The organism is Chitinophagales bacterium (genome assembly GCA_041392475.1).
In the GTDB taxonomy this organism is placed as follows: domain Bacteria; phylum Bacteroidota; class Bacteroidia; order Chitinophagales; family UBA2359; genus JAUHXA01.
In genome coordinates this window covers 24,243-48,551 of the sequence record JAWKLZ010000005.1, presented here as the reverse complement: position 1 = coordinate 48,551, position 24,309 = coordinate 24,243, and the positions used below count along the sequence as shown (strand labels likewise).

General features: G+C 39.8%; 20 protein-coding genes. 15 read left to right on the top strand and 5 right to left on the bottom strand.

Annotation, left to right across the window (positions count from 1 at the left end):
• Positions 1-232: 232 nt before the first annotated feature.
• Positions 233-580, top strand: a complete 348-nt coding sequence (locus R3E32_29890; protein MEZ4888976.1) for a hypothetical protein — start codon at positions 233-235, stop codon at positions 578-580.
• Positions 577-1,221 (top strand): GldM family protein, encoded by a 645-nt coding sequence (locus tag R3E32_29885; GenBank protein ID MEZ4888975.1) that lies wholly within the window; start codon positions 577-579, stop codon positions 1,219-1,221. The genes R3E32_29890 and R3E32_29885 overlap by 4 nt, the downstream gene beginning before the upstream one ends.
• Before the next feature lie 92 nt (positions 1,222-1,313).
• Here the strand turns inward: R3E32_29885 and R3E32_29880 are convergent, their stop codons facing one another.
• Positions 1,314-2,024, bottom strand: a complete 711-nt coding sequence (locus R3E32_29880; GenBank protein MEZ4888974.1) for a transglycosylase SLT domain-containing protein — start codon at positions 2,022-2,024, stop codon at positions 1,314-1,316.
• Between the two features lie 354 nt (positions 2,025-2,378).
• Between R3E32_29880 and R3E32_29875 the strand changes: the two genes are divergently transcribed.
• The 6 genes from R3E32_29875 to R3E32_29850 all read left to right on the top strand — a co-directional run bounded on the left by R3E32_29875 (position 2,379) and on the right by R3E32_29850 (position 9,409).
• Positions 2,379-4,964, top strand: coding sequence for a COR domain-containing protein (locus R3E32_29875; protein ID MEZ4888973.1), 2,586 nt, complete (start codon positions 2,379-2,381; stop codon positions 4,962-4,964).
• Between the two features lie 178 nt (positions 4,965-5,142).
• Positions 5,143-5,859 carry a head GIN domain-containing protein gene (locus R3E32_29870; protein ID MEZ4888972.1) on the top strand — a complete coding sequence of 239 codons (717 nt, stop codon included), beginning with the start codon at positions 5,143-5,145 and terminating at the stop codon, positions 5,857-5,859.
• Between the two features lie 228 nt (positions 5,860-6,087).
• Positions 6,088-6,765: a hypothetical protein gene (locus tag R3E32_29865; protein MEZ4888971.1), complete on the top strand. Its 678-nt coding sequence runs from the start codon at positions 6,088-6,090 to the stop codon at positions 6,763-6,765.
• Positions 6,766-6,788: 23 nt separating this feature from the next.
• Positions 6,789-7,370: a sigma-70 family RNA polymerase sigma factor gene (locus R3E32_29860; GenBank protein MEZ4888970.1), complete on the top strand. Its 582-nt coding sequence runs from the start codon at positions 6,789-6,791 to the stop codon at positions 7,368-7,370.
• 145 nt (positions 7,371-7,515) lie between these two features.
• On the top strand, positions 7,516-8,112 hold the full coding sequence (locus tag R3E32_29855) for a hypothetical protein (protein ID MEZ4888969.1): 597 nt from the start codon (positions 7,516-7,518) through the stop codon (positions 8,110-8,112).
• Positions 8,090-9,409 carry a hypothetical protein gene (locus R3E32_29850; protein ID MEZ4888968.1) on the top strand — a complete coding sequence of 440 codons (1,320 nt, stop codon included), beginning with the start codon at positions 8,090-8,092 and terminating at the stop codon, positions 9,407-9,409. Before R3E32_29855 ends, R3E32_29850 begins: the two co-directional genes overlap by 23 nt.
• 161 nt (positions 9,410-9,570) lie before the next feature.
• Here the strand turns inward: R3E32_29850 and paaD are convergent, their stop codons facing one another.
• Positions 9,571-10,074, bottom strand: a complete 504-nt coding sequence (gene paaD / locus R3E32_29845; GenBank protein ID MEZ4888967.1) for a 1,2-phenylacetyl-CoA epoxidase subunit PaaD — start codon at positions 10,072-10,074, stop codon at positions 9,571-9,573.
• Between the two features lie 129 nt (positions 10,075-10,203).
• Between paaD and R3E32_29840 the strand changes: the two genes are divergently transcribed.
• Positions 10,204-11,004 carry a helical backbone metal receptor gene (locus R3E32_29840; protein MEZ4888966.1) on the top strand — a complete coding sequence of 267 codons (801 nt, stop codon included), beginning with the start codon at positions 10,204-10,206 and terminating at the stop codon, positions 11,002-11,004.
• A 28-nt stretch (positions 11,005-11,032) separates the two neighbouring features.
• Here R3E32_29840 and R3E32_29835 read toward each other — a convergent pair whose 3' ends face one another.
• The 3 genes from R3E32_29835 to R3E32_29825 form a co-directional block, all read right to left on the bottom strand.
• Complete coding sequence (locus tag R3E32_29835; GenBank protein ID MEZ4888965.1) at positions 11,033-11,932, bottom strand: glycerophosphodiester phosphodiesterase family protein; 900 nt, start codon at positions 11,930-11,932, stop codon at positions 11,033-11,035.
• A gap of 84 nt (positions 11,933-12,016) precedes the next feature.
• A complete protein-coding gene (locus R3E32_29830) occupies positions 12,017-12,421 on the bottom strand; it encodes a DUF4293 domain-containing protein (protein MEZ4888964.1) in 405 nt (134 codons plus the stop codon).
• 84 nt (positions 12,422-12,505) lie between these two features.
• Positions 12,506-12,679 (bottom strand): hypothetical protein, encoded by a 174-nt coding sequence (locus R3E32_29825; GenBank protein MEZ4888963.1) that lies wholly within the window; start codon positions 12,677-12,679, stop codon positions 12,506-12,508.
• A 168-nt stretch (positions 12,680-12,847) separates the two neighbouring features.
• Between R3E32_29825 and R3E32_29820 the strand changes: the two genes are divergently transcribed.
• The 6 genes from R3E32_29820 to guaA all read left to right on the top strand — a co-directional run bounded on the left by R3E32_29820 (position 12,848) and on the right by guaA (position 24,247).
• Positions 12,848-13,630: a hypothetical protein gene (locus tag R3E32_29820; GenBank protein MEZ4888962.1), complete on the top strand. Its 783-nt coding sequence runs from the start codon at positions 12,848-12,850 to the stop codon at positions 13,628-13,630.
• Positions 13,631-13,645: 15 nt separating this feature from the next.
• Positions 13,646-15,253: a T9SS type A sorting domain-containing protein gene (locus tag R3E32_29815; GenBank protein MEZ4888961.1), complete on the top strand. Its 1,608-nt coding sequence runs from the start codon at positions 13,646-13,648 to the stop codon at positions 15,251-15,253.
• Between the two features lie 181 nt (positions 15,254-15,434).
• Positions 15,435-18,854, top strand: a complete 3,420-nt coding sequence (locus tag R3E32_29810) for an AAA domain-containing protein (GenBank protein ID MEZ4888960.1) — start codon at positions 15,435-15,437, stop codon at positions 18,852-18,854.
• Positions 18,855-19,128: 274 nt separating this feature from the next.
• The gene (locus R3E32_29805; GenBank protein ID MEZ4888959.1) at positions 19,129-20,745 is read left to right on the top strand and encodes an AAA family ATPase; all 1,617 of its coding nucleotides are present in this window, start codon (positions 19,129-19,131) and stop codon (positions 20,743-20,745) included.
• Positions 20,746-20,839: 94 nt separating this feature from the next.
• Positions 20,840-22,618: a tetratricopeptide repeat protein gene (locus tag R3E32_29800; protein ID MEZ4888958.1), complete on the top strand. Its 1,779-nt coding sequence runs from the start codon at positions 20,840-20,842 to the stop codon at positions 22,616-22,618.
• A 93-nt stretch (positions 22,619-22,711) separates the two neighbouring features.
• On the top strand, positions 22,712-24,247 hold the full coding sequence (guaA, locus tag R3E32_29795) for a glutamine-hydrolyzing GMP synthase (protein ID MEZ4888957.1): 1,536 nt from the start codon (positions 22,712-22,714) through the stop codon (positions 24,245-24,247).
• The last annotated feature ends 62 nt before the right edge of the window (positions 24,248-24,309 follow it).

Genomic DNA, 24,309 nt, shown 5'->3' with positions numbered 1-24,309 from the left:
GGACTTTTGACGGGAATTTCTCGGTCAATTATTCCAGCTATGTCTAATTCTTTACACATACCTGATACTAAGCCTAAATGGTCTAAAACTTTTGTTTGATGTAATAATTCTTTGCTTACCATGGTGCAAGTTTAAGACCTTTTTACCTAATTTCATATTTTTGTATTAGGGGTGCGAAATGTAAGTAGAAGTATCATTGAAGATTGTAGGGGGAGTATCAATGGTAAATGTTTTGAAAACCAATGTTTTAGCACAAGGAAATATATACTCATTTAGAGCAAGATTGTATGAAGATATAGCTAATCCTTCTATGCGTTGCGGTTGTGATGCAAACATAACAGGATATAAATTTGAAGTATTGGGTTCAGATTCTACCCAACTTATTGGAAAATATATTGTTGCTTTAGAGATGTGTCCAGAATTCAGAGGGGAAGATTTTTTTGAGAAAGGAAAAATATATGCCATTACTGCAAAAGTCTATAATCGTTTACATTATCCAGTCATTCGGAATGACTATGAAAGGGAAAATCTGCGTTTATTTAAAAATGAAGAAATTGTGAAAATTGATTCAGATAAATGAAAACAAATCCGATTCTCTTACTCCTTATTTTTGTCTTCAATGCAAGTTTTGCCCAAGAAGTTGCCATAGAAATTAGCAAAATAGATTACATCTATGAAAGAATCGCTAATACAATGACAATTACAGCAGCTAGGATTCCTTGTAGTTCATTGTATGTAACTGCAAATGGAAAAGAGCTATCTGGAAAAAATTGTGAATATACTTTTGGTGCTAAAAAAGCGGGAGAAAGGCTTGAAATAGAAGTTTTTGAAGTAAAAAAAGGAGATACGTGTTTTCTTCAAAAAAGAATTTTTGGAGTACATCCAATTCCTCTGCCAATACCGCAGTTAGGGAACAAGAGAAGTGGTAAAATGGGAATTGGAGAATTGAAGGCCCAGCGAGGAGTCATTACAATAGATGAATATTATTACCTCTATGGTTGCGCTCATACTCCTGTCACCCGATTCAGAATCATTGTGCTTCGAAATGAAGATTTGATAGGTACAACCTTCAATAAAGGAGCAGTTTTTGAATCTCAAACAAAAGCATTATTGGAAAAAGTGCAAGTAGGAGATAAAGTGTATTTTGTTGATATTTTCGGAAAGCACTTCTTAAGACCTGAAGAAACTATATTGAATCCAATAGAATTGGAAATTGAGTGAAAACAAAAAAGCCCCCATTTTCTTTATCCAGAAAATGAGGGCGTTTGATTTTGATGATGACCTCCAAAAAAAATGGTCTATAATTCAGAGGTTTATATCCCCAAAAAGCTCCACATGCTGCCCGCTTCACGCTCCGCCATATAAGCCGTTGGGTACATTTTTTTCATTCTATCGTCAATATCTTTCACCGTCACCCGTCCATCTTTGTCAATATCCAAACCCACATTCAATTTATAGGCTTCCGAAGGTTGAGCATACATCGTGTAGCAGTAGTCTTCACCAATCGCTTTGGGATACAAAATCGCCAAATACAATTCGGTCAGTGTTTCGTATTGTTTGTATTTTCGGCGCACACGGTCGAGGTAATCATACACATAATCCAGTTGTTCGGTGTGATTGAGGTTGCGTAGTTTTTCAACCGTAATGTCAAAATCTTGAGCAGTCGTTGGCATCCATTGAATCAAACCCGTTGCGCCGCTGCCTCGGTGATTCGATACAGACGCATCAAATTTAGATTCGCTGTACATCACCGCCATCAGCCATTCAGCAGGAACAGATAGTTTTTTGCTAACTTTTCGTACCTTCTTTTCAAATTTGTCCACATCGCTCACGAACACACTCGCTTGATCGAGGAGATACAATTGTTCAGTTACTTCTGTATTTGCATTTGATATACCTGCCCCAGCAGCACTTTTGTTGAAAAGGGCATAGGTAAATCCATTGGTAAGTATGACAATCATCACAATCATACTTGCAGCTCTAAAATCGAGCAAAACATTTTTTTCGGTAATTGTTGGAAACATAAGTGTAAAGTTTTGGAGGTTGAAGTATAGAAATACTAAGTATGTTAGCTTGTTGATACAAATATACTAACATTTTTGGCAAATAAACTAATTTTTTTAGTCAGTTTGAACATAAAAAATAGAAACAGTTTTTTGAATGATGTTTTTGGGCTTGATTTTGAATGATTTTGAAGACTATTGAAGTAAAAAATTTTTAGCTAAAAATTTCCCAAAAAAGAAAATTCATGAGAATAATCCCGCCAACCTATCCTCTATATTGTATTCTGCTGACCGATGAACATAGACAGAATAAGTTTTTTGCAATGAGAAAATATTGATAACTTTGTAAGTTCCAAAAACATATCTATACGCTCTATGGAAGAACGCTATCAAGAGGCCGTTGACAAAATTGAAGCCGTAGCAAATAGTAAGGCTACGGTTCTTCACCTAAGCAGTTTGGGTTTGACACAATTGCCGCCAGAATTATTTGAATTGCGGCAATTGAAGGAATTGTATATCCAAAACAATTGCCTTACTGTTTTGTCAAATGACATCTGCAAACTTACCCAACTGCAAAAATTAGATGCGAGTAACAATCAAATACTCCTTATCCCCAAAACGATTGCACAGCTTACCCATTTGACCGAACTCGATCTCAGCGACAATCAAATTAGCAGCCTTCCACGTGAAATGGGCCAGCTGCAACACCTTCAACGTATTGATTTGGGAAAAAACCGCTTGACGGGACTTCCCAAAGCTATCAAGCAATTGACTCAGCTAAGAGAATTATATCTCAATTCCAATAAATTAGCAGCTCTGCACGAATCCATTGGACAATTGAAGCAGTTAGAGAAATTTTACCTCAATGGAAACAGTATCAACAAACTACCTGCTGCAATAGGAGAGTTGAACGAACTGCAATTGTTGGATGTCGAAAACAATAAACTCAACACACTACCAACCATCATCGGAAAATTGCAGCAACTCCAAGAATTGTATTTGGCGAACAACCAAATCAGCAATTTGCCCACCGAAATCGGTAGCCTTTCACGTCTTAGAGTACTCGATTTGAGCCGCAATTATTTGTCAAGCCTTCCCAACGAAATGGCTCGCTTGAAAAACCTCAAAAGTAATCTCAATGGTGCGGAATGGAACAAGGGCTTGAACCTGAAGGGAAATCGCTTCAATGTGCCAGATGAAGTATTGGGGCGAGAACCTGCAAGTATCATTCAGTACATCCAAGATTTGCAGGCTTCCAAAAAGAACAAACCGCTTTATGAAGCCAAATTGATTTTTATCGGTTCGGGATTTGTCGGAAAAACCTCTTTGATCAACATGATTACAGATGGACATTTCAACAACAACGAAACGATTACAGATGGAATCGAAATTCGAGAATGGCAGATTCGGAGAGGAAGAGACGAAATCAAGTTACACATTTGGGATTTTGGCGGTCAAGAAATTATGCACGCTACCCACAAGTTTTTTATGACTTCAAGGAGTGCGTATGTTTTGGTAAGTAATCCGAGGGCAGAGGATAAATATGGTGATTCGGAGTTGGAATATTGGCTCAAGTTGATTCGTTCGTATGCAGGAAATGTGCCGATTGTGGTGGTCATCAACAAATGTGAAACGCACAAAATTTCGGTTCCAAAGGGCGAAATCAAAGACAAATATCCGAATGTGGTCGGTTTTGTAGAAACTTCTTGCGCCAACAATGTAGGTATTGGAGAATTGAAGCGAACGATTCGGCGAGCGATTACCCAATTGAAGCATATTGACGACCTCTTGCCACAGAGTTATTTTGACATCAAGGCAAGATTGGAGGAACACAATGAAGATTACATCCAATACAATGATTATGAGCGTATTTGCAAAGAAGTTGATCCTGACTTCAATCCCAATAGTATGCAAACTTTGGTGAACTTGCTACACGATTTGGGGGTGATGCTCAATTTTAGTGAAGATCGCCGCCTGCGAGAAACTCAGGTGTTGAATCCTGAGTGGGTCACGAAAGGAGTGTATCAAATCATTAGTTCTCAGCGACTGGTCAAAAAACGGGGGATTTTGACGGTGCGAGAAATCTCCAAACTACTCGACCCTGCCAAATATCCGAGCGAACGAGAACGGTTTTACATCATGGACATCATGGAGCGTTTTGAATTGGCGTATCAGATGCCCGATGTGCGAGATACCTATTTTATCCCAGGTGCTTTTCCGATTGACAAACCTGCCAAACTGGATTGGACGAACAGCAGCGAAGGACATTTGTTTTTTCAGTACCACTATGATGTGATGCCGAGCAGCATTATGAGTCGCTTTATTGTGAAAGTACATCCTTTTATTCGAGGCCGTGATTATTGGCGGAATGGTGTGATATTGAAGAAAGGAAACTGTGATGCACTGGTGAAAGCCGACCCCAATGAGCGGATTATTTACATCGAAATCATGGGCAAGAGCAACAAACGGGATGTTTTGGCTTTCATTCGCTCACAGTTTGACATCATTCACGAACGCTTGAGTCAACTGAATGTATCCCAAAAAATTCCTGTAGATGAAAGTGGTGAAGTGGTCATAGACTACGAAGATTTGTTGTTTTTGGAGGAAATAGGAGAGGAGTTTGTAGCGGTGCGAGAACTGCGGACGAAAGTGAGTGTGAAGAAACTCCTCAACGGTATTGAAGCCGAAGGTGTGCGCCAAGAAAACCGCCTTCAAAGACGGGCAGAAATCAAAAATACGGATATGGAAATTGCTCACGTTCCGACTGATTTGGTGGAACGGGCGCATCAAATGGCCATTATGGGCGAGGCAGGAGATATGGGGCAACAATTGCCTGCAAAAACTTGGAAGGAACAGATTTGGTGGCAACTTGCGGGCATTATTGCACTGTTGGCGGCACTTGCTGAATTGACGGGCATTACCTTGAAGCAGATTTGGGATGCTATTTTTCATGCGGCTTAGGGGTGATGTAATACATATTTGACCCCAAAACAGCCATTGAAGCTCTAACTTCAATGGCTGTTTTTTATTTTTTGAAAAACCCAATGCAACCTTTCGACTACCTTCTGTCATTACAATTGAAAGTTCGGCAATGCGTTTTGACGAATTTTTAACATTAACAACCAAAATTATTGATGCAATGAAATCACAAACATCTTTTTATTTTCAGACCTTATCATTGGTTTTTTGTTTTTTGCTGACCACCAGCATTTTTGCCGATGTAGAAAACCGCAATGTGGGGCAGTTTGATGTATTACATGTGAAAGGGAGCATAGATGTGATGATTACCCAAAGTAGCGATTATCAAGTGCGGGTAGAAGCTCCTTCTGACAAAATGGGCAATATTATCACAGAAGTCGAAAATGGAGAATTGGTCGTTCATATCAAAACGCCAAAAGGTAAAAACAACTGGAGTTGGAAAGACAATATGAATGACGTGAAAGTATATGTTTCGGCGAAAAGCTTGAAAGGTCTGTACCTAAGTGGTTCGGGAGATGTGGAAGGAAGTGGCCTGACTTCAACGATTTTCAAGGTATCTATTGCAGGCTCGGGTGACTTGGATATTGAAGTGGATGCTCACAGCATTGAAGCAAAAATTGCAGGCTCGGGTGATATGGATATTGCAGGAAGCACTAAAAATCTGGATGTTTCAATAGCAGGAAGCGGTGAATTTGATGCTTTTGATTTGAAAACGAAAGATTGTGAAATTCAAATTGCGGGTTCTGGAGATTGTAATGTGTATGTAAGTGAATCTTTGGACGTAAGAATCAATGGTAGTGGAAATGTTGCCTACAAAGGAAATCCTTCAAATGTGAATAAAAACATAAGGGGTTCGGGTAATGTGGATAAACATTGAACGACTAACGGCGGACGCTAAACGTTGGACGAAAGAAGCAGGAAGTAATATTTTATATATAAAACATTGATATTCAAAGTTTCAAAGCCTTGATGTGATTGAGTGCAAATAATTGGTTATCAATCAATTAAATCCTTGCTTCTTATTTTTTGCATCTTTGCTCTTTCGTCCAAAGTCTAAAAAATATATAAATCTAAATTTTCCCCTCTATTTTAAAAACAACCTAAAATGAAATCAATCATAAATCTTTTATTGTTAGCAGTATTGCTAAGTAGTACGACCTACAATGTATTGGCGCAAGACTCAATGGAGGAAACGCCTGATGTGATGACATCAAAAACAGAAACTCAACCCGAAATGGAAACACTCCTCAAACGAGGAACGGCCTTTGGTGGTTTTGGTGCATTGAGCAGCAAAATAGCAGATGTGAATGGTCAGACGGCTTTGTTGACAGGTGGACAATTGGCAGTGGTGTTGAATCATTCGCTCAACATAGGATTGGCTGGATATGGTTTGGTGACAGATGTGAATTCCAATTATATAGACATTGCAGGGAGAGAATATTTTTATGAAATGGGTTATGGTGGTTTGTTGGTTGAACCCGTAGTTCACTCCAATAAACTGGTGCATTTGTCTTTTCCGATTATACTCGGTGGCGGATGGGTTGGTGTGACGGATGAGCGTTTTTATGAGCGAGGTTTTGACTATGACCACGATGTAGTGGAGTCGGATGTATTTTGGGTGGTTGAACCGAGTGTGAATTTGGAGGTCAATATTTGGAAAATTGCACGAATTGGTTTTGGATTGGGGTATCGGTATATCGGAGATACAGAATTCACCAACACTACAGATGCAGATATGAGCGGCGTGAGTGGAAACATTACCTTCAAACTTGGCTGGTTCTAAAATTAACCCTAACTCCATTCGGTTTGCGACTTCAATACCAAAACATTCACAAAGACATCGTAGAACGCTGCCAGAAAGGTAATCGTCAAGCACAACAACAACTATATCAGTTGTATGCAATGGCGATGTACAACATCACCCTGCGGATTATGGGCAAGCCCGAAGATGCAGAAGATGTGTTGCAAGATGCGTTTATTGATGTGTTTACCAAGATCAATTCCTTTCGTGGAGAGGCTTCAATTGGTGCATGGATCAAACGCATTGTCATCAACAAATCGCTCAATGCGGTCAAAAAGAAAAAACTAATGGTGACGGATATCGAAACAGTTGAAAAAGACAATTTTGTCAGTGATTATGACAATGGTTTTGATGAGCCACAAGCTCCGTCTTTTACCGTATCGGATATTCAGCGAGCTATCGAAACTCTTCCTGATGGCTATCGAGTGGTGATGAGTTTGTTTATGTTTGAAGGATACAGTCACCAAGAAATTGCGGAGGAATTGAACATCACCGAATCCACCTCAAAGTCGCAGTACAGCCGAGCCAAAAGGAAAGTGCGGGATATACTATTGAAGCAGCAATCGAGGATGGGGAATGGATATTAAAATTTGAAAATTTAACAAGGACAATCAATTAGATATAAATAAGTTTTTATGGGTGAGATGCAATTTTTAGCATAATTCAGCAATTCAGCAATTCAGCAATTCAGCAATTCAGCAATTCGGCCATACAACCATAGAGCAATCAGACATGAACGATTTTAAGAAAGATCCATTAGAAATATTCGTCCAGCAGCATCGGGATGCCTTCGACTCAAAAGAGCCGAATGTAGCACTTTGGGAACGAATAGCAGATAAATTGCCGCCTGACAAGGAAAAATCTATCCCTAAAATGGTGCCACTCAAACTGGTATTGAGAATGGCGGCAATGATTGTCGTGGTATTGGGCGCAGCCCTGTTGCTTTTTTTTCAATCAAACAATAACAGCGACATACGATTGAAAGGCAATGTGATTGCGCTACACGATATTTCACCCGAATTGGCTGAAGTAGAGCGTCATTACATGGCCTTGATTGAAGCCAAGCTCACCACTTTGCAGACCTCCGAAATACTGAATGAATCTGATTACCAATCACTCATAGAAGAGATGGAAGTATTAGACAAAGATTATGAAGAACTGAAGGAAGAATTAAGAAATAGTTTGGACAAAGAAAAAGTCATTGAAGCAATGATTCAAAACTACAGGTTGCGCCTAAAGATTTTGGAAAAAATGCTCAAGCAAATTCACAAAGAACCAGATACAAAACCAGAAAAGGAGGACAAAAATGAAAACAGCATTTTCTTATAATTGGACTTTGGAAGCGAGAAGTGAGAAGCGAGAGGCAAGACAGGGGAAGTTTATGTATCAAAACACGACTTTAGCTATTAAAAAAGATAAAACTCAGTGTTTCAATAAACGATTACCTCACTTCTTTCACTCTGCTTCTTGTATCCTCACAATTCTCATCACTGCAATGGCATTTTTCGCTACCAATACTGCAATGGCTGCCGACCAGCAATGGACAAACCGTTCCAAAACCATTGAAGAAACCGTAGCAATTTCCAGCACTGCAACAGTGGAAATTGCGAACAAGTATGGGCGAATTGAAATTGACACATGGAACAAGGATAGCCTATATATTGAAGTGAGTATTAGCGCACAGGCAAAAAACTTTGACAAAGTGGAGCGAATCATGGATCGCATCAACATTGATATGAATACTGAATCAGAGGATTTCATGATTTTCAGAACCGAAATTGGAAGCGGTAAAGGTAGCAGCGGAATTCTCGGTTTTTTTCAAGACCTATGGGACAGCACCTCCGACTTGACTAATAGCCTATTGAATACTCAAAATGTGACGGTAGATTACAAGGTATTTCTTCCTGAGTCAGTGAAGCTAACCATAGAAAATCGGTTTGGTGATGTGTTGTTGCCAACAGTGAAAGGAGCTTTACGGACAGACATTGAACACGGTGATTTACACGCCAAGGACATTTGGAACGCCCGCAACATTTCTGCAAAATATGGCAAGTTGGACATCGAAAACATACGGCAGGGCAATTTGAATTTGAGTTTTGTAGATGCCGTCATTGAATCCGCAGGTAGTTTGCAGGTCGAAAGCCGTTCTTCTAACATTAATTTGGAGGAGGTGGAACACTTGGAAGTAGATGCAAATTACGATGAATGGTACATTGGTTCGGCTGAAAGTGTGAATGGTTCACAAGTTTCAACGGATTTGAGGGTGCGAAATTTGAGCAAATCCATTGACATCACCTCCAAATATGGCAGCGTAGATGTCAGCCGTATTGAGCCACAAGTCAAAAGTGTGAACCTGTTTGGCAACTATACCGATTATTCGCTCGGTTTCAATCCTTCTGTCAGCTACGACTTCAATGTGAGTTTGAAGGAAGGAGATAATTTTTATTTTCCCGAAAAAAATGCCAAGATTCAAGCAGATAGTGTTTCGGAGGAAGGTATGAGGCACATTGACGGAAAGGTGACAAGCTCCAAAGAGAGTTATTCGACTTCAAAAGGTGATACAAAAGGAACAGAAGTGCGTATCAAAACCCGCAATGGATCGGTGCATTTGGGGTATAATAAGTAAGGAATGAAAAGTATAGGACAAAAGAATATTTATGAGGTAAAACCTTATAGGTTTATTTTTTTAGAACACACACAACATTGATAGTTCGCAGAAATTATAGAAGAAAAACCTATAAGGTTTAAAATGGAAACGGTTAAAACTTGCATCTTCAAAATCTGTGATCATACAGGCTTAAACGCCTCAAATGCCTGTTTGCAGTCGTAACAAAAATGAGTGGAGCGACAAAGCGTAGCCCCAAACAAAATCTTCAAAGAAGTATGATCGCTGCCGCAATGTGGACAATGCACATCCGAAATCATATCCAAATCCAACTTACCATGATGTTTGTTGGGAGGCGCCAAGCCAAACTCCTTCAATTGTTGGCGACCCGTTTCCGAAATATTGTCCGAAGTCCACGGGGTAGTAAAATCTACCTTCACGATTACCTTAGACACAAAATCAAGAGATTCAACAGCTTCAATGATTTCGTTTTGCATCACCTGAGTAGCAGGGCAAGCCGTAAAAGTCGGAGTCATCGTAATGACCACACAGCCTTCTGCGTCAATGCTCACCTTGGGAATGATGCCCAGATCCACCACCGAAATAACGGGAATTTCAGGATCTTTCACCTCGTAAAGTGCTTCGAAAATTTGTTCTTCTTGGGTCAAAATATTAGAAGTAGGCATGATTGTATGGAGATTATCGGTTTTTTTGAATAATCCGTTTGTAAGCGTTGCAAAATTACATCTTGTGGTTAACAATGAAATGCGTATCTTGTTTTTGAGTCCTTTCTTCTATAAACTTCAAACGAGCAGATGTCAACACCGCTTTTTACAGACCAAATGGGCAATCAAATCTGTTTGCATCAAATTCCTCCTCAGCGCATTGTGTCTTTAGTGCCATCTCAAACCGAACTATTGTATGATTTGGGTTTGGGAGACAAAGTAGTTGGAATCACCAAATTTTGTGTGCATCCGCAACAATGGTTTCAGTCCAAAAATAGGGTAGGAGGCACTAAAAATTTTCACATAGACCGCATTGAAGCCCTCAAACCCGATCTGATTATTGGCAACAAAGAGGAAAATACAAAAGAAGGAATTGAAGCTTTGCAGCAGCATTTTCCAGTATGGATGAGTGATATTCAGACTTTTGCAGATGCTTTGCAGATGATAGAAAAGGTGTCGGTTTTGGTGGGAAAAGCGCAGGAAGGCAAACGCTTATTGCAGCAAATTGAAGCCGCTTTTGCAGACCTTCAACGTTTTTCACTTCAAAAAGAGCGTAAAAAAGTGCTGTATTTGATTTGGCAAAATCCGTTTATGGCAGTAGGCAGCGAAACTTTTATTGACGAAATGTTGACCATCTGTGGTTTTGAGAATGTTTTGAAGCCACAAAGCCGCTATCCGACCTTGACTCACAAAGATTTACAAAACCTATCTCCCGAATTGCTTTTGCTTTCTTCTGAGCCTTATCCCTTCAAAACCAAACATATTGCAGCCTTGCAGACTTTACTGCCGCATACTCAAATTCGCTTGGTAGATGGTGAGTTGTTTTCGTGGTATGGCAGCCGTTTGTTGAAAGCCGCCCCTTATCTCAAAAAACTGATTTGCAGCGTTTAATCTTTGAATTTGCACTTTGAATTTTCTCTTACCGCAACACCTTCACCCCCAAGTCAGGGTAATCTGTAATAATCCCGTCCACACCCATTTCTACCAATCGTTTCATTTCGAGGCTATCATTGACCGTCCACGGAATCACCTTCATTTTTTGTTGGCGTGCATAATCCATCAAACTGTCCGTCACCAAAGGAAAATAACAACTGTAAATTTCGGGCAAAAAACCCAATCGCTGAATGTTTGCCTCATAGCCATCCTCATTGTAAACCAACAATGCTACAACCATCTCTTTCTTCAAAGCTTTGGTAGCCTGCAAAGTGCGAGGGTCAAAAGACTGAATAATCGTACGGTCTGCAATGCCTTTTTGGTCAATGACCTCCAAAAGCAATCGCACAAATTCATCGGGTTTTGGGTGAAAACGGTCATCGCCATCGGGAACAGATTTGGTTTCGATGTTGTAAAAAACGGGAGCGAGTTTATTGGCTGCAATATAGGCTTCAACGGTGTCAATAACTGCACTCAAAAGCGGTTTGCTGACCTTCAATTTTTGCTGCTGCGGAAAACGCCCATAAGGTTTGCTGCCGCAATCGTAGGATTGAACTTCTTCAGCATTCATTTCGTAGATGTTCAAGAACTTCGCCAAAGAATCGGGAATAGCTTGCCCCAATGAATCCAAGCAAATTTCGGACGACATAAATGCCTCATGCGAAAGCAATACTTTTTTGTCTTTGGTGATGACCACATCCATTTCCAAAGTATTCACTCCCAAATCCAAAGCCTTGATAAAAGCAGGAATTGTATTTTCGGGCATCAAGCCTCGTGCGCCTCTATGTCCTTGAAGGTCAATTTTTTTGGCTTGATTTGGTCGGGGAGTACAGGCGGTGAACAGGAAGACAAAGGAGAAAGAAAATAGAAGGATAAACGTTTTCATGGGAGCTAATTTGGTGATTGAATTGTGACAAATATACTACTCCAATATGACTCCCATGTTAAATCTTTTATCCCATCTTCAGCTTTACCGCAATCTATCCGCCGAGCGAACTAAATTTTCATCTGCCTGAATGCCTCGTTTTGCCAAAAGGTTGGCAACCAATACAAGACCAGGAAGGGCAGTGCCATAGTAGGGAACATCGGGAACAGCTTCGTGTGCTACCGAAAAATAGCCCGCTACTCCAATCATTACCAAGGTCAAACCTGTGATAATATTGCAGATAAGCATTTGGCGTTTGCGGTTGTTGAACAAAAAGATATTGGCCAAACTAACCACCGCTATCAAAGCCGCAAGGACGATCATGGCGATTTGGTCGTTGAATTCCATGGCAGTTTCACCACTAAACGCATAGGGAATAGGGGCAGCAATAGCGACAATGCTGAAAATGACAGACAATAAAAGGTATATGGATTGAATTCGTTGTATCATGTTTGTGTTGTTCTTCAATTTGAAATTCAAAAATTACTTGGCTGCAAAACTACAAACTTAAACGAATAGAAAAAGAGGAGTTCCCTATTTTTTCTTTTTCTTGTAGGCTTTAGGAGGCAACAAACCCGATGTGGTTTTGTGCTTCTTTTTGCCCATTTCGAGTTGTCCTTGGTCCATTTTGGGGCAGGTACTTCGATTGCAACCTACTGAAAAGGTTAAACTTGCGGCTAATAAAAGGAATACGAATTTTTTAAGCATGGTATGTCTTGTTTTGCTATTTTGATGATTTCACCAAATAAACGGTGAAGTTAGGGAGAAAAGTTTATTTCTCACCTAAAAAAGGGAAAAGTGAACTTGGGTTGCTCTTTTGGGGTTTTGTTTTGAGAGGGTAAAATGTTATCTTTAAACAACAAAAGATGTTATATTATGATTGCTACAATACCATTGGATGTTCAACAAAAACAAGAATCAAACTCAGTTCAATTGAGTTTATCCCCAACACAAGTAAAGAATTTAATGGCATTATTGGAGAAAAACGAGTTTTATGATTTACTAAAAACGATTGAAGAACAAGTTCAAACAGACACTATTTTTATGCCTAAAAGTTTTCAGGATTTTTCGCTGCGAGACGTAGAAGAACAACTTGAGCTGACTATTGTACGCACAGAACTATTTACAACTGTCCCCCCATTAAAAGTCAATAATTTGCTTTTACAAGTCTTGGAAATGAATAAATTAGTGCCATTGAAGTCAGAAAAAGCAAGGTCTGAATCTATGGTATTCCCAGTTTTGGTGAATATGGTGGCACGTCACAAAGCGGCTTTTACGCTGTTTTCGGGAGAGAAATTTGAAGTGGATAAAACAAAAGGTTTGACGGGTTATTGCGATTATCTGCTCTGCAATAAATCTGATACTTACCTCATCACTGCTCCTGTTTTTGCCATTGTTGAAGCGAAAAAAGCAGATGTTGAAGAGGCTTTGGGGCAGTGTGCGGCTGCAATGGTAGCGGCTAAACGCTTCAATGAAAACCACCAAAGTGCTTATCCAACTATATATGGTGTGGCTACTTCTGGCAAGGAATGGCAGTTTCTTCAATTGAAAGGCAACCATCTTTATATTGACGAAATTAGTTATTTTGAAAAGACGGAATTGGAGAAAATTGTTGGTATATTGGAGGTGATTGTTGGGGAGTTTTTGGAGAAGATTTAATTAAACTACAATGATATGAAAAATATATTATATGCGATAGTTATTCTACATTTTTTTCTACTAATAAATGCCCAATCCCTTCCCAACTTTTCAGGTACTCCTATCAAATGGCTTCATCTGTCACAAAACAAAACAGAATCCACTGACTTTAGCACATTTACTGGAAATAAAATGGCTAATTTGTTATATCCAACTTATACACTCGATTTAGATGAGAATATATACCTTGTTTATGAACAGCCTCTTGCAGAAGGATGGATTATATTCAATATAGAAGTAGAAACGGGTGAAGTTATTTGGAGTAAAGTCATTACCAAAAAAACGGATAACATTCCCTCTTTTCCTGCCTATCTCTATCAGAGTAGTCCCAACACACTTGACTTAGTGGGTTATGAGAGAAACCCAGAACTTCAAAGCGTTTATTCTGGGCATTTATTTCGCAGCCGCATCTCTATGGAAGATGGGAGTGTATTGGAGAGATACAATCCTACTTGGCAAGTAGGTGGAACGTTTGTAGTTAATAACGGTGGCGCAATGGCTTCTTTAGCGCACAATCCTAACAACAATTCCTTCCTTGTTGTAGAAGGGTTTCCCAATACACAGATAACCCCTAGGGGCGTTTGGCGTTTTGTTCATGCTGATTCAACATGTATAGAGACCCAACCTCATACTTTCATTACAGGCAATCGCATTCTCAACGAAGATGATGGTATTTATCGAGATAGAGTCGGAGGGTTTGAATACTTAGAGGAAGGGGGCTATATTTTGTTGCTAGAAGAATTTCAAGTAGATGATTTCCAGAATCCTGCCAATTATTTAGAATTGGTGAAACTCAATGAATCCAAAGAGGTAGAATGGCGAAAGCTAATCACAGAGCAGTCGGGAATAGGAGCAAGCCTTGTGGTGTCTAACACTTCGGGCTATATGGTCTATGGCAGATTGAATCAAGGCAGCATTCCTTATGATTCCGACAGGCCCTACTATGTCAGCAAATTTGATGAGAATGGAGATTTTTTGTGGAGAAGCGATATAGATGCTTCCAACAAAATTATCTATGCTTCGAGTCTTCAAACCGAAGAAGGTTATTTGTTGGCAGGTGTCAGAGAAGGTACAGAGGGTTTTTTGTGGAAATGTGACGAAGAAGGGAATATACATGAGATAGCTAATTGGACATTGGAGAACGAAGTGATAGACAAGAGAATTAACATGTATCGTGCTCAAGAACTACATACTGGAGATATGATGGTGCAGTTTAGTATAGACCATGATACTATATATCAATCTCCCTGGGGGCCACTTGACAACATTATGAAGAAGCATTATGTAGTAGTATTTGACAAAGATGCCTTATTCACAGACATTGAAGAACCGCCATCGAATGACGTAGCATTGACTTTGTACCCCAATCCAAGTCAAGACAAGGTGAATATTACATTGCCAAGAGTTTCTACAGGAACACTTCGGTTTTACAATACGCATGGACAATTGCAGCAAACAATCACCGTGGAGGGAAAACAGCGTTTAGCCGTTCCCATTGAAGCTTTGGCGGATGGATTGTATTATGTGCATTGGAGTGGAGAAAAGGGCGAAAGGATGGTGAAGCCTTTGGTGATTCATCGGTAGAAAACAGTAAATAATTTTGAGTGAAGCTGAATATCTCTTTAAAGGGAATTCGGCTTTTCTTGTATAGAATGGTTTTGAACAAGGCTAAAATAACCTTACCTTAGATTTTTAGACGAAAAAGTAGTTTTAGTAAAAGTGCTATCTTTGAAGATAAAAATACAAGTAGCATAAAAACAAATTAATGACCACTTCAAAAAACTCCCTACTAATCACCCCCCAAATCGCCCATTCCTACTACACCTACCTCTACGCCACCTTCCAAAAAAAGCTACCCAAAGTAGAACTGATAGTCGAAATGACACAGTTGTACCACGAGTTGTTGATGCAATTAACAGAAAATCAGCCGCAGGTATTCAGTTCGGACTACGAGCGTTCGGTGGTCGTGATGGATCAGTTTGACCTGCCCGAAGGTTTGGAGAAAAACCTTAGGATATGGGGATATGTCAGCACGCAAGTCAATAACAACAAGCAGAAAGAAGACGATTTGGACTATGGTGACCTTCAACAGGGAATCCTCACTTTGAGTCATTTGATAGCGCATTTTTCGGAAACGGCTGTGCCTACGGTTTTGGAGGAAATTTATGAGGACTTTCATGCCGATGCCAAGAAAATTCCCGTTTTTGTGAAGGTCGAACACATTGACTACCTACAAGGAATGGTTTTGGAGATTGGCGAATTGCAGACTGCCAAAAACGATAGACGTTATTTTCAACTCACCTGTGCCTCACAAGAATACGGGAAGGTAAACATCTATTTGTGGGAAGAATTTACCTATCTACATTCGCTCGTTTGGGAATATGCCCGCATTCATTTCACGCACCTCGACATCGAAGAAAGCAGCTTCCAAACAACCGAACCGATTTATGCGATTAGCCGAGAAAGTTTGGTGACACTCGACCCCGATTTTTTGATAGATGCTACTTCAATGGCGAATTGCAGCCTGCGAGAAGGGGTAAATGCGCTGATGATGATTTTGGCAAAATTTGCAGGAACCCCCACCAACTATTATTTCATGCGGGGTAGTATCGTGAACAACTATTTGGATGAGGTGATGTCGGGAAATCCTGCGCCTCCGTTGATGGATTTGTTTTCGGAATACATCCAAAACAAGCCGACCTATTCACTCATTTTCACCAACGACGACTACAAAAAACTGCGTCTCGAAACCGAATACCACTTTGCAACCCTGCAAACAAAGGCCGTTCAACAACTGAGAACCAAGGAACTGTCTTTTGAGCCTACCTTTTTGTCCGACAAATTTGGGATACGTGGACGTTTGGATATGTTGGTCAGCTATGCAGACGAACCGAATCGGAAAGATGTGATTGAGCTTAAAACGAGTAAAGATCCGCTTCAACGTGGGCGAAATGTGGATTACAAGGATTCTCTGCAAGCGGTGGCGTACAATCTCTTGCTCGACACCATTGATCCCAAACATACGGGCGTGAGTTACATCCTCTATTCGAGTTCACTCAAAGACCAAAACCCACTCCGCAACGTTCCCAACGATGTTCCTTCCAAACGCCGCCTATTGAAGCTCCGCAATGCGATGGTGACGTATGAATACCAATTGAGTAATCATCCACAACAGGTAATTCAACTACTTCGATTGGAGAGCTTTATGCAGCAATCACTGTGGGAAACTGAAAAGAACAAAATCCGCAATTTTCGGCAAACCTTGGACAGTTCACAGACCTTGGAACTGACCTATTTTTATGAGTTTGTGGGTTTCATTGCGAGAGAACACCGAACAGCTAAAATTGGTGAAAGACAGGGAAAAGGCAATAATGGTTTTGCAGCTTTGTGGAACAAACCTTTGAAAGTCAAAGAACAAGAGTATGGTGTTTTGGCTTTTCTGCAATACACACACATTGAAGAAACCGATGCGGGAATCGTGGAGGTTCACTTCAATAAGACCGAAAACACGCTGGAAGTTTCTCGTTTTCGAGTAGGTGATTTTGTGCTGTTGTATCCGCAAGAATCGGATGGATCATTGCAGCCGACCCGTCACCAAATTCTAAAAGCGACCATCAAAAAAGTGGGTAAAGACCGCTTGGCATTTAGTCCTGTGAATGTGCATGTGAAGGGTGATCATTTTGCAGTGCATGACTTTTGGGCGGTTGAAACGGAGTCGACGAATATGAGCTATGATGCGATGTATCAACTTTTGCAGCAGTTTTTGAACCTTATGCCCTTCAAAAAAGAACTGCTTTTGGGTACTCGTCAACCGAGGTTTGGGGAACTGCCCGACATTAGTTTTCCAGAATTGAAGGAAAGTCAAAACAAACTGGTTCAGAAGGCCTTGGCTGCAAAGGATTACTTCTTACTGCAAGGGCCTCCTGGTACGGGCAAGACGAAGGTCATGCTCAAAAATCTGGTGGAACAACTGTTGAAAGACCCGAAAGAGAAAATCCTTTTGCTGGCATTTACCAACCGTGCGGTGGACGAAATGTGTGCCGCAATCAAAGAAATTCCCGACACGCCCAAATTCTTTAGATTGGGTTTTGCCCACTCTACCGAACATCCCGATGTAGTTTTGTCGAAGTTTGCCAAGGCGAACAGTTTGAAGGTATTGAAGGAATCCATTGAAAGTTGTAGGGTATTCATTACCACCGTTTTGACTTATCAACGTAGCAGTGAATTGCGGCATTTTTTGGAGGTCAAAAAAGGCACTAACTCGGCTGTGCAAGGGGATAAGTTCAAAATTACGGCAATTGTGGATGAGGCTTCGCAGTTGTTGGAGCCGCAAATTGTGGGCATTTTGGGGAATACAGACAAGTTTATTTTGATTGGAGACGAAAAACAATTGCCTGCTATTGTGCTGCAAAATGCAGATACATCGGTGACGGACAAGGAGATTTTGCATGAGATTGAATTGAAGCGTTTGTCGGATTCCTTGTTTGAACGGTTGGTGAAGCGCTGCAAAAAAATGGGTTGGTTGGATGCTTATGGAATGTTGGATTATCAGGGGCGAATGCACGAACAAATCGTGGCGTTTCCAAACCAATATTTTTACAATGGGGAATTGAAGAACTTTTTGCCCGAACAGGAAGCCGCTATACCCGACTATTTGGAAAATATAGAAGGTGCGCCCAAGTTTCTGAAAATATTGCAGTTGCATAGAAGTATTTTCATCAAAACGAATACCGAGCCTGAACGCAACCGAAATGTGCAGGAGGCAAAAACGGTGAAATGGTTGTTGAATCAGCTTGCACCTTTGTTTGCGCCCGAAGATTTGAAGGATGCGATTGGGGTAATCACGCCGTACCGTTCGCAAATTGCAGAAATTAGACGACAGTTGGATGACGAAGATTATCAAGACATTACGGTGGATACGGTAGAGCGGTATCAAGGTGGTCAAAAGCGGATTATTATTGTTTCTTTTGCAGTGAATGATTTTTCCCAATTGCGCTATTTACCTGTCTTGAATGAGGACAAAACGGTGGACAAACGCTTGAATGTGACCTTGACGAGGGCGCAAGACCATTTGATTTTGATTGGAAATACGGATGTATTGGAGCATAGTCCGATTTATCGGCAGTTGGTGGAGCATTATAAGGGGCGGAACTTGGTTTTTGCGGTGCCGAAGTCGGTAGGGTAGTGATTGGTGGATTGATATTTTATGAGGGGTAAGGGTTTCTTATTTTTGATTCTAATTGCAGTAACACATCATTTTTCAGTGTTGTAATATTAAATATTATTTTGAGATGATTGTTTAGTGAGTTAATAATATTCGCTCTGTTGCCAATATACGGTTTTTTCTATCCCTTACCTTCACCACACCTCCCTTTTTGGATACAGGTTTTCTTAGTATAAAGAAACCTTTATCTTCACACAAGCATTAACACAATATAGATTGAATCCAATTGATGCAGATGAAAAAATTACCTTTAGCTAAGTCGAGTTTTCCCCAAATGATTGAGGAAGGATATGTTTATGTGGACAAAACTAAGGAGATATATGATTTAATCAATTACAGTTCGTATGTATTTTTATCTCGCCCTCGAAGGTTTGGAAAATCTTTGTTGATTAGTACTTTGGAGGCTTTATTTCAAGGCAAAAAGGAATTGTTCAAAGGGCTTTGGATTGAAGATAAAATAGAATGGAAGGAATATCCTGTGCTTCGGATTGATTTTGGAGATTTGAATTATAAATCGCTTGAATTATTTGAAGAACAAATGTCAAGTATCTTAGATCGATTTGGGGAAAGGTATGATATAAGTCTTACGTCTTCTCATTATCTGAGCAAAATAAGAAATTTGATTTTAGATGTATATGACAAAACGGGTAAAGAGTTGGTGATTTTGGTGGATGAATACGATGCTCCAATTGCTCGACATATTGCTGATTTAGAGTTGGCTACGAAATACCAAAATTCATTGCGAGATTTTTACAGTATTTTAAAAGCTCGTAACAACGAAATCAAATTCGTGTTTTTGACAGGTATTTCTAAATTTGCCAAAATGTCTATCTTTTCGGTCATAAACCTAATGAAAGATGTGAGTTTGTTGAAGCCATTCAACAACATTGTGGGATTTACTCCAGTGGATTTACAAGATTATTTTGGAGACTATATTGCAGCCTTTGCTCAAGAGGAAAAAATAAGTGAAGATGAACTATTGGCGAAATTGACATATTGGTATGATGGTTATTCTTGGGAGGCAAAGAACAAAATATTCAACCCCTATTCTATTGTCAATGTTTTCAAGGATTTAAAGTTCAAAAACTATTGGTTTGAAACGGGTACACCCACTATTTTGATGGAATTGATTAAAGAGAAATACTCTAAAGAAAGGGAAAAGGCTCCTACGATGGAGGAGTTTGAAAATAAGGAAGCAGTTGGTTTAGACAGTAGTTATGATTTAGAGCAGAAAATTCCTTTGGAGAAACTATTGTTTGAAACAGGTTATTTGACAGTGACAGACCTTTTGGAAACAGAGATAGGAGATTTATATACTTTGACTTACCCCAATTATGAAGTCCGACATTCCTTCAACGCCTTTATTTTGAGTGCTTTTTCAGCAGATACGACCAATTCTATTCATTACAAAGCAATCAAATTGAGAACTGCTTTGGAAGCAAATGATAAAGAGGGATTCTTAACGCTCCTTCGCTCACTTTTTGGTGCATTGCCCTATCAACATCGCAATAAAGCAAGTGAAGCCTACTACCACGGTTTGTTTTATTTGGTAATGACACTGTTAGGTGTGCGCCCTAATTTGGAGGATGCAACAGATAAAGGGCGAATTGACTGCACCTTAGATTTGGGCAAGAAAATTTACATCATCGAATTCAAATATGGTGAAAAAGGAACAATGGATTATTTGTTAAAGCAAGCCATCAACCAAATTGACCAACTCAAATATTACGAATCTTTTGAAGGTTTGGACAAGGAGATTTGGTTATTGGGTGTGGGCTTTTTGGTGAAAAAGGATGCAAAATTGAAGAAGCATGTACTGACAATTGAAGGAGAATTGAAGCAGCATGGTTAGCAATAATGGTGGAAAAATTTAAGTACTAAATCAAAATTAAAAACTTATTTGATTCAAGTTCGTAAAAAAGAGAACCACACCCAAATGAATACTTATGATAGCCGCTGTAAGCGAAAACACTATTGATCCCAAAATATCAAATCTTTCTATATTAGACCATGCCTTAGCCTTATTGGATAAGGGTATCAATGAGATACCATCTAATATTGAAGTGCTGGTAAAAGAAGCCATTGCACTGTCTAAACAGTCGAATGATAAAAAAAATCTGTTTCGTTTAACGATTAAATGGGGTTTTTATTGGCACCGTTTGGAGCAGTATCAAAAGGCAGAAAAACAGTATATCCGTGCGCTTAAAGTGGCAGAAGAACTGGGTAAAGACGAATTTACCGCACATGTTTACAGCAATTTGGGGCTACTAAATCTCCGAAGAAACAAACACAGCAATGCGCTACATTTTCTATTCAAAGCCTTGAGTTTACATACCGAAGGACAGGAATGTTTTATTTACTCCAATATTGGAACAGCTTTTTTTGAGCAAGGAAAATATGAAAAAGCATTGAAGTTTTACCAAAAAACAATGGAGCGTGCAGAGGGTTTTGAAGAAAAAAATAAATTAAATACGTATATCAACATCGGTGTAACATTGCAGTGTCTGGAGAGATATGAAGAAGCGACACCTTATTACCTTAAATCGTTGGAGGTAATGGGTGACAGCGAGTTGTATATGGATAAAAAAGCAGCTTGTTTTGAAAACTTTGGAGAGGTGAGTTTGGCGCAAAAACAGTATGATAATGCAGTGCTTTATTTACGACAAGCTATTGATTTTAATATCCAACTCAAGCAGTTGAAACGCATCAGTGTCTGTCTTCGTTTGTTAGGAAAAGCCTATCTTGGTCAGCAGAAATATGATGATGCCTACCAATCATTCCAAAAGTCCCTTTTGAATGCTCGTGAGCACCAACATATAGTGGAAGAGAAAGAAGTATTGGAAATCATTATACAATACTGTAAAGAAAGAAAATGGTGGGAGAATTGTATAGATTATCAAGATCAACTCATTCAGCTTCAATCACAGTATTTTTACCCCGAACAGAAGGAGAAAGTTCAGGCGATTCTAAGCAAGCAAGAAGAAGAAATGGATGTATTGGTAGAAAGGCATATTAAAATTGAAGAGCAAAATCAACGATTACAACAGTATAACAGGGAGTTGAAACAATATGCTTTTATTGTGGCACATGATCTAAAAGAACCTCTTTGCAACATCACTGGATTTTCGACTTTGTTGAGTTCAAAATACAAAGAACAACTCAATGAAGAAGTGTTAGAACTGTTGCAATACATTGAAGGAGGAGCAAATTATATGCACAAATTACTGGAAGACCTTCTGAAATACACTACTTTGTCATTGAACGAAGCAAAAGTTGTGCAAATTGATACTAATGAAACCCTTCAAAAAATATTGACACAATTACAACCCAAAATAGACGCTGCAAAAGCGAAGGTTCAGATAGATATATTGCCTACTATGAGTATCGAACCCAAACATTTTCAATGGCTGATGACTCAATTGATTGAAAATTCATTGAAATTTAGTGATCCCAATCGCCTTTGTCATATCTATATTCATACCTATCAAAAACGCAACCGTCAGTACATTGAAGTCAGAGACAATGGTATTGGAATTGAAGCAGAACAACAACAAAAAATATTTCGCATTTTTCAAAGATTACACAAGCAAAGTTATGAAGGAACAGGTATAGGCTTGGCTATTTGTAAGAAAATTGTATCTCTTTACAATGGAGAAATTGGGCTGCAATCTAGGGAAGGAGAAGGGACTGCTGTTTACTTTTTATTACCTTCTATTTTCAAATAACCCAATCATTGATTGATTATTTATTTTTATTGCCATTTTAATTTTCATCCATTGTCTATCTTTGCATGCAATTTAGCAACCTCAAATATTGCCATGCAGCACGAAACAATCCTTATTTTAGATTTTGGCGCACAGTATCGCCAATTGATAGCCAGAAGAGTAAGAGAAGCCAAAGTCTATTGCGAAGTCCTACCGTGGGATGCATCTCCTGCTGAAATCCAATCCAAAAATCCCAAGGGAATTATTTTTACAGGCGGTCCAAGTGTTGTTTATGCAGACGATGCACCCATTATAGACAAAGCTATTCTCGATTTGGGCATTCCCATTTTTGGGATATGCTACGGCACTCAAATGATTGGTCATTTGATGGGGGGAAAAGTAGAAAAAGCGGAGGAACGGGAATATGGCAAAAAACCACTGCATGTCACCTCCGACCACATCCTGTTTGAAGGAGTCGAAAAAGAATCTACCTGTTGGATGAGTCACACCTACTATGTGAGCGAACCGCCAACGGGTTTTACGACAATTGCTTCAACGGATACCTGTCCTGTGGGTGCAATCGCCAATGATGTCCAGAAAATCTATGGAGTCCAGTTTCATCCCGAAGTTGTCCATACACCCTATGGCACTCAAATCCTTCAAAATTTTCTCTACCATATCTGTGGCTGCAAAGGCGACTGGGTTATGGGAGATTTTGCCCAAGAGAAAATTGCAGAACTGCGGGAGAAAATTGGAGGTAAAAAAGTCTTGTGCGGATTATCAGGAGGTGTAGATTCTTCAGTTGCTGCCGCTTTGATTCACCATGCCGTTGGAGAGCAGTTGACCTGTATTTTTGTAGATCATGGACTATTGCGGAAAAATGAAGGCGATGAAGTAGAGGAATTCTTCAAAGGCGAATTCAAGCTCAAATTGATTCGGGTAAATGCTCAAGAGCGTTTCTTGTCGAAGTTGGCGGGGGTAAGCGACCCAGAGAAAAAACGCAAAATCATTGGAGAAGAGTTTATCCGAGTTTTTGAAGAAGAAGCCAAAAAAATCGGCAAGGTCGACTATTTGGTACAAGGCACTATTTATGCCGACATCATCGAAAGCGGCAGCAAACATGGCGCAACCATCAAAAGCCATCACAATGTAGGTGGATTGCCTGACCATGTTGATTTTGAAGAAATTATTGAACCTTTGGAAGATTTGTTCAAAGATGAGGTGCGAGAAGTTGGGCGTGTGATTGGCTTACCGAGCTATCTCACCGAACGTCAACCTTTTCCTGGGCCTGGCTTGGCAATTCGGGTAATAGGTGACATCACCGAGCAAAAATTAGAAATCTTGCGAGAAGCAGATTTTATCTATCGCAGTGAAATCGCTAAAGCAGGTTGGGATAAACACATCTGGCAATACTTTGCAGTTTATACAGGTATCCGAAGTGTGGGAGTGATGGGGGATGAACGCACTTACGATACGGCTATTGCGCTGCGTGGCGTGACAAGTACGGACGGAATGACGGCGGATTGGGCAAGAATTCCTTACGATGTTTTGGAGAAGATTTCTACAAGAATTGTGAATGAAGTGCCACACATCAATCGGGTGGTGTATGACATTACTTCAAAACCTCCAGGAACGATTGAGTGGGAGTAGTAGATTGAATTTTCAAATGCTTACATCAAAAAAAGCCCTTAACATTCTGCAATGCTAAGGGC